The sequence below is a fragment of the Enterobacter sp. V89_11 genome, from assembly GCF_029967775.1.
Taxonomy (GTDB): Bacteria; Pseudomonadota; Gammaproteobacteria; order Enterobacterales; family Enterobacteriaceae; genus Enterobacter; species Enterobacter ludwigii.
Genome location: NZ_JASCAN010000026.1, coordinates 81,030 through 93,685 on the forward strand (window position 1 = coordinate 81,030; position 12,656 = coordinate 93,685).

14 protein-coding genes are annotated in these 12,656 nt (G+C 53.2%); 8 read left to right on the plus strand and 6 right to left on the minus strand.

What is annotated here, in order from left to right; all coding sequences use genetic code 11:
• Window positions 1-3: 3 nt before the first annotated feature.
• From rsxG to gstA, 5 genes are all read left to right on the plus strand, one after another.
• Window positions 4-624 carry an electron transport complex subunit RsxG gene (rsxG, locus tag QLG09_RS20040; RefSeq protein ID WP_020884325.1) on the plus strand — a complete coding sequence of 207 codons (621 nt, stop codon included), beginning with the start codon at window positions 4-6 and terminating at the stop codon, window positions 622-624.
• Between the two features lie 2 nt (window positions 625-626).
• Window positions 627-1,313, plus strand: a complete 687-nt coding sequence (locus tag QLG09_RS20045) for an electron transport complex subunit E (RefSeq protein WP_020884326.1) — start codon at window positions 627-629, stop codon at window positions 1,311-1,313.
• A complete protein-coding gene (gene nth, locus QLG09_RS20050; RefSeq protein ID WP_014169797.1) occupies window positions 1,310-1,945 on the plus strand; it encodes an endonuclease III in 636 nt (211 codons plus the stop codon). Before QLG09_RS20045 ends, nth begins: the two co-directional genes overlap by 4 nt.
• Before the next feature lie 617 nt (window positions 1,946-2,562).
• The gene (gene dtpA / locus QLG09_RS20055) at window positions 2,563-4,071 is read left to right on the plus strand and encodes a dipeptide/tripeptide permease DtpA (RefSeq protein WP_014169796.1); all 1,509 of its coding nucleotides are present in this window, start codon (window positions 2,563-2,565) and stop codon (window positions 4,069-4,071) included.
• Window positions 4,072-4,176: 105 nt separating this feature from the next.
• Window positions 4,177-4,782, plus strand: coding sequence for a glutathione transferase GstA (gene gstA / locus QLG09_RS20060; protein ID WP_014169795.1), 606 nt, complete (start codon window positions 4,177-4,179; stop codon window positions 4,780-4,782).
• Window positions 4,783-4,841: 59 nt separating this feature from the next.
• Here gstA and pdxY read toward each other — a convergent pair whose 3' ends face one another.
• From pdxY to anmK, 5 genes are all read right to left on the minus strand, one after another.
• Entirely contained in the window at window positions 4,842-5,702 is an 861-nt protein-coding gene (gene pdxY, locus QLG09_RS20065; protein ID WP_014169794.1) for a pyridoxal kinase PdxY, read from the minus strand.
• A 65-nt stretch (window positions 5,703-5,767) separates the two neighbouring features.
• Entirely contained in the window at window positions 5,768-7,042 is a 1,275-nt protein-coding gene (tyrS, locus tag QLG09_RS20070; RefSeq protein ID WP_025204348.1) for a tyrosine--tRNA ligase, read from the minus strand.
• A gap of 125 nt (window positions 7,043-7,167) precedes the next feature.
• Complete coding sequence (gene pdxH / locus QLG09_RS20075; protein ID WP_025204349.1) at window positions 7,168-7,824, minus strand: pyridoxamine 5'-phosphate oxidase; 657 nt, start codon at window positions 7,822-7,824, stop codon at window positions 7,168-7,170.
• A gap of 57 nt (window positions 7,825-7,881) precedes the next feature.
• Window positions 7,882-8,205 (minus strand): C-type lysozyme inhibitor, encoded by a 324-nt coding sequence (gene mliC / locus QLG09_RS20080; RefSeq protein ID WP_020884329.1) that lies wholly within the window; start codon window positions 8,203-8,205, stop codon window positions 7,882-7,884.
• 93 nt (window positions 8,206-8,298) lie between these two features.
• Window positions 8,299-9,423, minus strand: a complete 1,125-nt coding sequence (gene anmK, locus QLG09_RS20085; RefSeq protein WP_063435086.1) for an anhydro-N-acetylmuramic acid kinase — start codon at window positions 9,421-9,423, stop codon at window positions 8,299-8,301.
• A gap of 255 nt (window positions 9,424-9,678) precedes the next feature.
• Between anmK and slyB the strand changes: the two genes are divergently transcribed.
• Together slyB and QLG09_RS20095 are read left to right on the plus strand one after the other, a co-directional pair.
• Complete coding sequence (gene slyB / locus QLG09_RS20090) at window positions 9,679-10,146, plus strand: outer membrane lipoprotein SlyB (protein ID WP_014169789.1); 468 nt, start codon at window positions 9,679-9,681, stop codon at window positions 10,144-10,146.
• A gap of 248 nt (window positions 10,147-10,394) precedes the next feature.
• Window positions 10,395-11,756: a GGDEF domain-containing protein gene (locus tag QLG09_RS20095; protein WP_047744553.1), complete on the plus strand. Its 1,362-nt coding sequence runs from the start codon at window positions 10,395-10,397 to the stop codon at window positions 11,754-11,756.
• A gap of 35 nt (window positions 11,757-11,791) precedes the next feature.
• Here QLG09_RS20095 and slyA read toward each other — a convergent pair whose 3' ends face one another.
• Window positions 11,792-12,232, minus strand: coding sequence for a transcriptional regulator SlyA (slyA, locus tag QLG09_RS20100; RefSeq protein ID WP_014169785.1), 441 nt, complete (start codon window positions 12,230-12,232; stop codon window positions 11,792-11,794).
• Between the two features lie 186 nt (window positions 12,233-12,418).
• On the opposite strand from slyA, the gene QLG09_RS20105 reads away from it, so the two are divergent.
• The gene (locus QLG09_RS20105) at window positions 12,419-12,655 is read left to right on the plus strand and encodes a DUF1656 domain-containing protein (RefSeq protein WP_020884333.1); all 237 of its coding nucleotides are present in this window, start codon (window positions 12,419-12,421) and stop codon (window positions 12,653-12,655) included.
• Window position 12,656 lies beyond the last annotated feature (1 nt).

The window sequence follows — 12,656 nt, forward strand, 5'->3', positions numbered from 1 at the left end:
GCGATGCTGAAAACAATGCAAAAACACGGTGTCACGCTGGCCATTTTCGCCGCGGTCCTCACCGGACTGACGGCCCTGGTGAACAACCTGACCAAATCGACCATCGACGAACAGGCGGTGAAGCAGCAAAAAGCCCTGTTCGATCAGGTGATCCCCCCTGATTTCTACGATAATGACCTGCAGAAAAGTTGCTTCGTGGTCCAGGCACCTCAGTTAGGCAAAGGCCCGCACCGCGTCTTTATTGCCCGTAAGGGGGATAATGCGGTAGGCGCGGTGATGGAAGCGACGGCGCCCGATGGCTACTCCGGGGCGATTCAACTGCTGGTCGGCAGCGATTTCTCCGGTACCGTGTTGGGTACGCGCGTGACGGAACATCATGAGACGCCAGGCCTGGGGGATAAAATTGAAACCCGTCTGAGCGACTGGATTTTGCATTTTGCCGGAAAAGTGATCCACGGCGAAGCGGATCCTGCGTTTGCTGTGAAAAAGGATGGCGGCGAGTTTGACCAGTTCACGGGGGCAACCATTACCCCACGGGCCGTGGTCAATGCCGTTAAACGAGCCGGGCTGTATGCGGAAACGCTGCCCGCGCAGATGAACAATCTTCCGGCCTGTGAGGAGTAATCATGAGCCAGGTTAAAGAGGTTATCGTCCAGGGATTGTGGAAGAACAACTCCGCGCTGGTACAGCTGCTGGGGATGTGCCCGCTGCTGGCGGTGACATCCACCGCCACCAACGCGCTGGGTCTGGGGCTGGCAACCACGCTGGTTCTCACCCTGACCAATCTGTCCATCTCTGCCCTGCGCCGCTGGACGCCATCGGAAATCCGTATTCCGATTTACGTCATGATCATCGCGTCGGTGGTGAGTATCGTCCAGATGCTGATTAACGCTTATGCGTTCGGTCTGTATCAGTCGCTCGGGATCTTTATTCCCCTCATCGTAACCAACTGTATTGTGGTCGGGCGCGCGGAAGCTTTTGCCGTGAAAAACAGCCCGGCGATGTCGGCTCTGGATGGTTTCTCTATTGGTATGGGGGCAACCGGTGCCATGTTCGTGCTCGGCTCAATGCGTGAGATCCTGGGTAACGGAACGCTGTTTGATGGCGCAGATGCGCTGCTCGGCGGCTGGGCTAAAGCGCTGCGCATCGAAGTCTTCCACACCGATACGCCGTTCCTGCTGGCCATGCTGCCGCCAGGCGCGTTTATTGGCCTCGGCATGATGCTGGCGATAAAATACCTGATAGATGAAAAACGTAAGCGCCGCGCGGCTGAGCGCAGCGTACAGGAAGGGATACCCGAGAAGGCCTCATGAATAAAGAAAAGCGCATTGCGATCCTGACCCGTCTGCGGGATGAGAACCCACACCCGACGACGGAGCTGAATTTTAACTCCCCGTTCGAGCTATTGATCGCCGTGCTGCTCTCTGCGCAGGCTACCGACGTGAGCGTTAATAAGGCGACCGCCCTGCTTTATCCGGTCGCCAACACGCCAAAGGCGATGCTGGAGCTGGGCGTGGACGGGGTGAAGTCCTATATCAAAACCATCGGTCTGTTTAACAGCAAGGCTGAGAACGTGATCAAAACCTGCCGGATCCTGCTGGAACAGCACGGGGGTGAAGTGCCGGAAGATCGCGCCGCGCTGGAAGCATTACCCGGCGTGGGACGTAAGACTGCGAATGTGGTACTTAACACCGCGTTTGGCTGGCCGACTATCGCCGTTGATACCCATATTTTCCGCGTCTCTAACCGCACGAACTTCGCACCGGGCAAGAATGTCGAGCAGGTTGAAGAGAAACTGCTAAAAGTGGTTCCCGCCGAATTTAAGGTGGATTGCCATCACTGGCTCATTCTCCATGGCCGTTATACCTGTATTGCCCGTAAGCCTCGCTGTGGCTCCTGTATTATCGAAGATCTCTGCGAGTACAAAGAGAAAGTGTATCCCTGATATCTTCCGCTTTTCGTTTTCTGACGCAACGCCAATTCCTTACCAAGAGAGGGTCTACCAGAAGACCTTCTTTTGACCATAATTTATCCGCCTTCCTTACCGCTTCCCTTATCACTTGTTCGAGCCTTTAACGCTCAAACAGGTTAATACTTTTTTCATAGCCGAAAATTTCTATACATATGTGATCAAGATCACCCTGATAACTTCGTGTTGAATTTTTGTTGTTAAAAGCGGCGTAAACCCTTTGCCAGACAAGATCAAACTCATCACGAGCAACACATAAGACCAGCTATTTTTCAGAATATGGGCTATATCACTGCAATAAACCTCAAATAGCAGAACATATCGCCATTGAGGGCAAATTATGGGTGAATGCCAGTCAAAAAAACTCCCTTTACAGATCGTATGAAATTTAACGCTGAATAACATTTGTATGAACCGCCGATTATAGCGGCCCAGTTATATGTAACAGATTATTACAAACGTATTGCCAGACGGTGCAGGATAGTGAACATTACCCGCCGTTTCTCCTCCCAATATAACTATAAGGCGGATGGACTACGGCCATCACGCGATGAACACCCCCGTTAATATGGGATGTAAAAAAAGAGGTATATGTGTCGACTGCAAACAATAAACCAACAGATGAAAGCGTAAGTCTTAACGCTTTTAAACAACCTAAAGCGTTCTATCTCATCTTCTCTATCGAGTTATGGGAGCGTTTTGGTTATTACGGCCTGCAAGGGATCATGGCGGTTTACCTGGTAAAACAGCTGGGTATGTCCGAAGCAGATTCCATTACGCTGTTCTCCTCTTTCAGTGCCCTGGTGTACGGTCTGGTCGCTATCGGCGGCTGGCTGGGCGATAAAGTCCTCGGGACTAAACGTGTCATTATGCTGGGTGCGATTGTCCTGGCCGTTGGCTATGCGCTGGTTGCATGGTCTGGTCACGATGCCGCTGTGGTGTATATGGGTATGGCGACTATCGCCGTCGGTAACGGTCTGTTCAAAGCGAACCCGTCTTCCCTGCTCTCTACCTGTTACAACAAAGATGACCCGCGTCTGGACGGTGCATTCACCATGTACTACATGTCCGTGAACATCGGCTCCTTCTTCTCCATGCTGGCAACCCCGTGGCTGGCCGCTAAATTCGGCTGGAGCGTTGCGTTCTCCCTGTCCGTTGTCGGTATGCTGATCACCGTGGTTAACTTTGCCTTCTGCAAACGCTGGGTGAAAGACTACGGCTCCAAACCAGACTTCGAACCGGTTCACATTGGCAAACTGCTGGCGACCATTGTCGGCGTGGTGATCCTCGCGGCAATCGCGACCTGGCTGCTGCATAACCAGGGCATCGCGCGTGCCGTTCTGGGTGTGGTTGCGCTGGGTATCGTGATCATCTTCGCGAAAGAAGCCTTCGCCATGCAGGGTGCCGCTCGTCGTAAGATGATTGTGGCCTTCATCCTGATGCTGGAAGCGATTATCTTCTTCGTTCTGTACAGCCAGATGCCAACGTCTCTGAACTTCTTCGCTATCCGTAACGTTGAGCACTCAATCCTGGGTATCGCGTTCGAGCCGGAACAGTATCAGGCCCTGAACCCGTTCTGGATCATGATTGGTAGCCCGATTCTGGCTGCTATCTATAACAAGATGGGCGACCGTCTGCCGATGCCGCACAAATTTGCTATCGGTATGCTGCTGTGTTCTGGCGCATTCCTGGTACTGCCGCTGGGTACGAAATTTGCGACTGACGCCGGTATCGTCTCCGTTAACTGGCTGATCCTGAGCTACGCGCTGCAGTCTATCGGTGAACTGATGATCTCCGGTCTGGGCCTGGCGATGGTTGCACAACTGGTTCCTCAGCGTCTGATGGGCTTCATCATGGGTAGCTGGTTCCTGACCACTGCGGGTGCCGCCATCATCGCAGGTAAAATTGCAAACCTGATGGCCGTGCCGGATAACGTGACTGACCCACTGGTCTCTCTGAACGTCTACGGTACCGTGTTCATGCAGATTGGTATTGCTACTGCGGTTATCGCGGTTCTGATGATGCTGACTGCGCCGAAGCTGAATCGCATGACTCAGGACGACGACAAGACGGCGAAAGCGACCGAAACCGCTACCGCATAATGTCACTGAGAAACGACTGAACAGAAGCCGCTAATGTATTAGCGGCTTTTTTTTTACCCGTTCGCGCACTAACATAGCTGAAACCTCAGCAAAAAGGAGTTACCGATGAAACTGTTCTACAAACCGGGCGCGTGCTCTCTTGCTTCCCACATTACCCTGCGCGAGAGCGGCAAAGATTTCACGCTGGATGGCGTTGACCTGATGAAAAAACGCCTGGAAAACGGCGATGATTTTTTTGCTATTAACCCGAAGGGACAAGTTCCGGCTCTGCTGCTGGATGACGGTACCCTGCTGACCGAAGGCGTGGCGATTATGCAGTTCCTCGCCGATAGCGTGCCCGACCGGCAATTGCTGGCACCGGTAAGCACGGTTTCTCGCTACAAAACGCTGGAGTGGATGAACTACATTGCGACCGAGCTGCACAAAGGCTTTACGCCGCTGTTCCGTCCGGAGACGCCGGAAGAGTACAAACCGACCGTACGTGCTCAGCTGGAGAAAAAACTGCAGTACGTTAACGCATCGCTGAAAGACGATCAGTGGATTGGGGGCGCGCGCTTTACGATTGCCGATGCCTATCTGTTCACCGTGCTGCGCTGGGCGCGGGCCATTAAGCTCAACATGGACGGGCTGGACCACATTGCATCGTACATGGATCGCGTAGCCGCGCGTCCTGCGGTGGCTGCAGCGCTTAAAGCAGAAGGGTTGAACTGACCGGCGCACTGTATGGCCGGGTGGCGCTGTCGCTACCCGGCTGACTGGAACGTGAACCGTTATAACCGGGTCGCGCTGAAGTAATGCTCCGGTTTCGCGATACGATCCTGTGCCGCGACCACCTGCAGTTCATACTCCTGCATCTCTTTTGTCGCCTTCATGATTTCGTACACCGCAGCAGTTACATGCTCAAGCGCATCCCGCAGTGTGGCCCCCTGAAGTAATTTCACCAGCAGCAAACCGCTTGTCACATCACCGACACCCACCGGCTGACGCATGCCGAAGTCCACCAGCGGGCGGCTGATATGCCAGGCTTCGTCTTTCGTCACCAGCAGCATCTCAAAACGGTCCCTGCTCAGCCCTGCGCGCGCGAGATGTTTCACCAGGACAATCTCCGGCCCCTGGGCTATTAGCTCGCGAGAAGCGCTTACCGCCTCTTCTACGCTATTCACCGGATGCTCGCAGAGAATTTCCAGCTCAATGAGGTTCGGCGCAATAATATCGCTGGCCGGCAGCGCGTGACGCACATGGAATTCAGCCACGCCGGGGGCCACGATACAGCCTTTCTCCGGATGCCCCATAACAGGATCACAAAAGTATTTCGCCGCCGGGTTTGCCGCTTTCACCTGGCGGACAATGCCCAGGATATGCTCTCCCTGCTCTGCCGAACCGAGATATCCGCTCAGTATCGCATCACAGCGTTTTAGCTGATCGATATTGGCAATGCCCTGCACAATGTCGGTGAGGTGCGAAGGCGGCATCACGCAGCCGGTCCATTGGCCGTATTGTGTATGGTTTGAGAACTGCACGGTATTGAGGGGCCAGACGTTGGCACCGAGGCGGCGCATCGGAAATTCCGCGGCGCTGTTGCCAGCATGCCCAAAGACAACGTGGGACTGAATGGCGAGGATGTTCTTCATTTTTACTTACCAAACCCTGAAAAAACAAAAGGGGCGTGGTTTCCCACGCCCCTGGATACTTTTAATTATTTCCAGCAGACCAGACAGTAGTTTTTCTTACCACGACGCAGAAGCGTGTAGCGGCCATACAGACGATCGCTGTCAGCGAAGGTGTATTCCGGGTCGGCCTGTTTTTCACCGTTAATGGTGATAGCGTTCGAGGCGATGGTTTTACGCGCCTGACCGCGGGATGGCTGCAGCTCGGAGTCCACCAGCGCCTGCATCAGGTCGGCACCTTTTTCCATCTCAACCATCGGCACGCCATCCTGCGCCAGTTGTTCGAAGTCCGCTTCGCTCAGATCGCTCAGCGTCCCGTTGAACAGGCTTGCAGTAATGCGTTTTGCCGCGGCCAGACCTTCTTCACCGTGAACCAGTTTGGTCACTTCATCAGCCAGTACGTACTGAGCGCGTGGTGCTTTACCGCTGGTTTTGTCTTCTTCTTCCAGAGCATTGATCGCCTCAATGTCCATAAAGGTGAAGAACTTCAGGAAGCGATAAACATCGGCATCCGCCGTGTTAATCCAGAACTGGTAGAATTTGTACGGGCTGGTTTTCTTCGGATCAAGCCATACCGCGCCGCCTTCGGTTTTACCAAATTTGGTGCCGTCGGCTTTGGTGATCAGTGGAACGGTCAGACCGAAGACCTGGTTCTGGTGCAGACGACGCGTCAGATCGATACCCGACGTGATGTTGCCCCACTGGTCAGAGCCGCCAATCTGCAGGCAGACGCCGTGCAGTTTATTCAGGCAAGCAAAGTCATAACCCTGCAGCAGGTTGTAGGAGAACTCGGTAAAGGAGATGCCCTGGTCGTCACGGTTCAGACGCTGCTTCACCGCTTCTTTGTTAATCATCTGGTTAACAGAGAAGTGTTTGCCAATGTCGCGCAGGAAGGTCAGCACGTTCATGCCGCCAAACCAGTCATAGTTATTGGCCGCAATCGCAGAATTGTCACCGCAGTTAAAGTCGAGGAAAGGCGCAACCTGTTTGCGGATCTTATCCACCCACTCCTGCACGGTGTCTTCGGTGTTCAGTTTACGCTCGGCAGCTTTAAAGCTTGGGTCGCCAATCAGACCGGTCGCGCCGCCAACCAGTGCGACAGGCTTGTGGCCCGCCATCTGGAAGCGTTTCAGGCATAACAATGGAACAAGATGCCCCAAATGCAAGCTGTCAGCGGTAGGATCGAAGCCGCAATAGAGCGCGATCGGGCCTTGCGCCAGTCGCTCTGCTAACGCTTCCTCGTCCGTCACCTGAGCCACAAGGCCCCGCTCTTGCAATTGTTTAATCAAGTTACTGCTTGCCATCAAATTCTCCATGTATAAACGACTGCACCTTTGCCGGTACACGACTTTTCGCCTGATGCGAAAGGTACATAGAATAAAGCGCAAGCGCGGCCTGCGCTAGCGCTTAAATCAACAAATTTCGGCGATTACGGTGCCAGCCTGTCGATTTTCCAGCCGCCATTTTCACGCTGGTATAAAAAGCGGTCATGCAGACGGTGTTCGCCGCCCTGCCAGAATTCCATCTGCTCGATCGGAATGCGGAAGCCCCCCCAGAAACTGGGCAACGGAACTTCGCCCTGCTGGAATTTCTGCTTCAGTTCGAGGAATTTGCTTTCAAGCACGCCACGCGCCGAAATGCGGCTGGACTGTTTTGAGACCCAGGCACCAATCTGGCTGTCACGCGGACGGCTGTGGAAATACTTCACCACTTCCAGCGTGGAGAGACGCTCTGCTTTGCCGGTGACCATCACCTGACGCTCCAGCATATGCCACGGGAACAGCAGGCTGATACGAGGATTGTTTTCTAAATGGTGTGCCTTACGACTGCCCAGGTTGGTGTAAAACACCAGGCCTTTCTCGTCATAATGTTTGAGCAGGACGATACGCTGATACGGTTGACCGTTTTCATCTACCGTTGCGACAACCATTGCCGTTGGGTCGGCGAGTTTCGCTTCGCAGGCCTGTTTCAGCCAGCGTTCAAAAAGCACGAGGGGTTCGGCGGGAAGATCCTGGCGACGCAGGCCGCCTTTGGTGTATTCACGGCGCAGATGCGCAATTTGCTGCAGTTCGTCGTTATCTGACATGGCGTTAGCTGACATTGACATTGGGTGGCGCTATTGTGCGCCGCCCCTGTAAAAATCTCAACGCTTCGGATTTTCGAGCTGGCAATTGTTCAGCACAATACGGTCGCGTTTGTAGACGGTGGCACTGTCGCCTTTCGACCAGAAGACATAAATTCCGTCCGTGTAGCGTGCGCCGGAGGCAGAAATGCCCTGCTTGAGGGTGAGCAATTTGTTGTCGTAGACAAAACTGGCTTCCTGACGCGGATTGTTCAGCTTAACGGTCAGCGGTTTTTCATCACAGCGATACTCCAGGGTATCGGTCTGCATGCGATCAAGGAACTGGTTGTAGACGCTGCATCCTGACAGCAATAAAGGCGCGGCAATAAGAAGAAGTTTTTTCATGGGCGTATTCCGAAGACTTTCCTGGTCCTGGAGGGCATGGCTGCCCTCCTGTTTCATTCCATTCTAACGACCACACGCCGCGCTGAATTTCAGTTAACTCTGATTATGACGTGGATTCGCCGGGAAAATGGCCCCGAGGACGCTGGCCTCACGTGCGCCAGTCACCGACGGCAAATTGCCCGGAAGCCCGGCAATGGTGCGCCAGGCAAGCCAGGCAAAGGCCAGCGCTTCCATATCATCGCCGCTGATGCCGGCTTCATCGGTGGTCGTCACCTCGGTACCCGGCAATAACCCGGCAAGACGTGCCATCACCAACGGGTTACGGCTGCCACCGCCGCACACCAGCAGGCGTTCACATCCACCGCTGAGAAGAACCTGTTCCGATATCGAAACCGCCGTTAACTCGGCGAGCGTCGCCTGGACATCCTGCGGTGCAAGTGCCGGGAACTGCGCCAGCTGACGTTCGAGCCAGCCATAGTTGAAATATTCGCGCCCCGTGCTTTTGGGCGCCGGTAGGGCGAAGTACGGATCGCTTAGCATGGACTGCAACAGCGGGATGATCACTTTGCCTTCGCTGGCCCACTGCGCGTCTTTATCATACGCCTGACCACGCTGACGCCAGATCCAGGCATCCATCAGCATGTTACCCGGGCCGGTGTCATAGCCGCGTACGGGTTGATCCGGGATAAGCAGAGACAGGTTGGCAATACCGCCAACGTTCAGCACCATTCGTCGCTCTGTCGGATGGGTCAACAATGCCTGATGAAAAGCGGGCACCAGTGGCGCGCCCTGCCCGCCAAGCGCAATATCGCGACGCCGAAAATCACCGACTACGGTTACGCCCGTCTTCGCCACAATCTGGTTATTGTCGCCGATTTGCAGGGTATGCGGTGCATCGCCGACCGGCTCATGCCAGACCGTTTGTCCGTGACAGCCGATAGCGACAACATCCTGCGGGCGAAGCTTTTCTTTATGCATCAGGGCCAGTACCGCATCGGCAAACAGCGCCCCCAGCCGCACATCAAGCTGACCAAGCTGAGAAAGCGTCAGTTGCTGCCCCTGACAGACACTGAGAATGTCCTCTTTCAGCGCCCGGGGGATAGGCCAGGTCAGGCTCGCCTGCTGTGCCACCATGTTTTCATCAATAGCGGCCAGAACGACGTCTACGCCATCCAGACTGGTACCCGACATCACACCAATGTAGCGACCCGATTTCATGCGCTTTCCTTACGTTGCGTGGGCTAATGCTCTCCACTCAACCATAAACAGCGCCGCTTTGCTATCCGGCGATAATATTTTTTAACAATCTCAGGCAGGTAACCTGCCGGGTGCCCGTTTATGTCTCGTTAAGTTAAATTCAAGTACAATTTTCTTATTGTTAGTGCAAAGATATGAACTATGGCCCCTTATGCCATATAATTTAGCCATAACGGATGCCCGCCATCGGGCGTTTTTGGTGAACAGGAGATTCAAATGATTTTACGTGTACTGGGCGTTTCGCTGATCGGTTTAACCCTTGCAGGCTGTGTGAATGACAGTTCACTTTCTGGCGACGTGTACAGCGCTTCTGAAGCCAAACAGGTTCAGAGCGTCACTTACGGTACCGTTGTTAACGCACGCCCTGTACAAATTCAGGGTGGCGATGACAGCAACGTGATGGGTGCCATCGGCGGTGCTGTGCTGGGTGGCTTCCTCGGTAATACCGTAGGCGGTGGCACGGGCCGTTCGCTGGCCACGGCAGCAGGTGCCGTTGCGGGTGGTGTTGCAGGCCAGGGCGTTCAGGGTGCAATGAACAAAAGCCAGGGCGTAGAACTGGAAATCCGTAAAGATGACGGCAGCACCATCATGGTAGTACAGAAACAAGGTAATACCCGTTTCTCTGCCGGCCAGCGCGTTGTTCTGGCGAGCAACGGAAGCCAGGTCACCGTTTCTCCACGCTAATTCAAACTGGATGTGGTCATCAGACCACATCCATTTAACAAATCCATTTAGCAAAGCCATTTAGCAAAGCCCGTAAACAAATCTATTTACATATAATATAATTATCAGCAATATATTTACAAAAAACATTCCCGCCATGAATCATTAAGCGCGGTATATCTTGTTCCTGCGCAAAGTATTTACTCTCCACGCCTGTTACTCTCTTTCTTACTTTACATTTTTTAATTTTATTATTCCGTCAAATCCCTATGCTTGCACTACAACGATATTTTAAGAACCCTTATATTACATTCTGTTTTGGATGCATCGTCGTCGTTGGAATATTACAAGGTCTCTTTGTAAAACTGGTCGAATTAGTCCCTTCATTCTCACCGCTGCTATTCCCGACACTTACCATATTTTTGCTGGTATTCCACCTGTTTATTGCCTGCTTCATGGTCATGAAATACTGGTGCGACAGACGGCGGTTGTACCTTATCGCCCTCGCCTCGGCCTTTGCCGGGTCGACGATGCTGATGGCCGGTACCCTGTCCAGCTTCCCGTCATGGCTGGATCTCTATCAGTTCAATGTTGTCGACTATAACGACGCCATGATCTTCTTTATGTTCCGTCATATTCTTATGGCGGTGCTGATAATAGTCTCAGCGTTACTCTATTCCATTCGGGATTATCCCCTTTCACGCCCCGCGCATATTGCCGTGGTTATCGGTACAATGCTGTTTACGGTTTCTATGGTCGCCCTGGCCTGGTTCTGCTCCAGCCACTCAGCACTGATAACGCTGGATCTGGTGGATAATGAAACCCGGCAATTTATGGTTCTCTGGAGCCAGGTCATAAATATCTTTTTGATTCTTCTCTGGGTTGTGGCATTAGCAACGTTAATGACGATTACCCGGGTGCGGAATCTTTTTTGGGTTGGCGGTAATTTCTTATGTGTCTGTTATGTCCTGACGCTCTCATTACTGTTAGCCGGCGGGCATGCTGAGGACACGTCCTGGTATCACGCTCGCTTATTCGAAACCGTGGCGACGCTGATGATTATTTTTGTCCTGCTGTACGACGTCTTTAACCTGTATCGCGACTCGCACATAAAGTATCAGCAGTCTTATCAGAACTCGATCCGCGACCCGCTGACGCGCCTTTACAACCGCAGTTATTTTTACGACGCCTTAAATCAGGCACTCAGCATCAGCAAAGCCAACCACCCTGTGTCGGTTATCGTAAGCGATCTCGACCGTTTTAAGCGCATCAACGACTGCTACGGCCATCTGCAGGGAGACAAAGTATTGCAGTTTGTCGCCAACCTGCTGATGGATTCCGTCCGCCCGCAGGACATCGCGGCACGTATTGGCGGGGAAGAATTTGTCCTGATGCTGACCAATACTTCGTCGGAAGCAGCGTACCAGGTGGCTGAACGCATACGGCTAAAGCTGAGCAGTTTTGATAAGGTCAGCAGCGGGGGTCAGTTACCTGAATCCATCACGATTAGCATGGGGGTGTTTACCGCCACCTCTCCGACGACGACCGCTGAAGCGTGCGTGGAGAATGCTGACAAGGCGATGTATGAAGCAAAAGAGACCGGGCGTAACCGCGTCGTTGTGTCGAGGTAAAAAAGGCCTTGCTGCTGCAAGGCCTTGTGATGGTGTCAGTCGCGTGACTGCAGCTCATGGATGTTCTGCTCAAGGCGTCCAATGAGGCTGATGAGCAGTTCAAGCTCTGCGGGTGAAACCCCGGAAAGGATTTCGCCGCGCGTTTTGGTGATAACGGCTTCCATTTCAGTAATGATAGGGGCCGCTTTCTCAGTGAGCTTAATCCGCTTAGCGCGACGATCGCTGGCGCAGGTTTGCCGGGAGATGAGTCCTTTCTCTTCCAGTTGGTCAAGCGTACGTACCAGTGATGGTTGCTCAATGCCGATCGCTTTTGCCAGTTGAATTTGTGACTGGTCGGGTGGCAGCTGATGAATGTTATGCAGCGTGACCCAGTGCGTCTGTGTCAATTCCAGAGGTTTCAGGCGATGGTCAATCAGAGCACGCCAGACGCGTACCAACCTTGCCAGATCAGAACCTAATGGCGATTCCAATTTCATCTCCTTATAATTAGCTTGCTAAGTTATTATACTGATTTTAGAATAGTGTGCAGCATTTGTATTGGCAAAACAAATGCAATACTGCATTCATCGAACTTAAAAGGATGACTTACACTGAATTGTGATGTTCCATCAGATTAAGACTCGCCCTCGCGGCATTTTGTTCACTGCAAAGGATCTCTGCCCGTGACGTTTTTTCAAAGCTCCGTGGGACTCCCCCTTCAGGACCTGATTTTCGGTGCGTCAGTCTACTTTCCGCCCTTGTTTAAGGCCGTCCTGGTCGGCTTTATGATTTGGCTCATAGCCCATCGCCTGCTTCGCGACTGGATGTACTCCGGCGAGATTTGGCACCCCATGTTAATGGACCTCTCCCTGTTTGCCCTTTCCGTATGTCTGGGCCTTGCTGTCTTGATTGTGTGGTGAA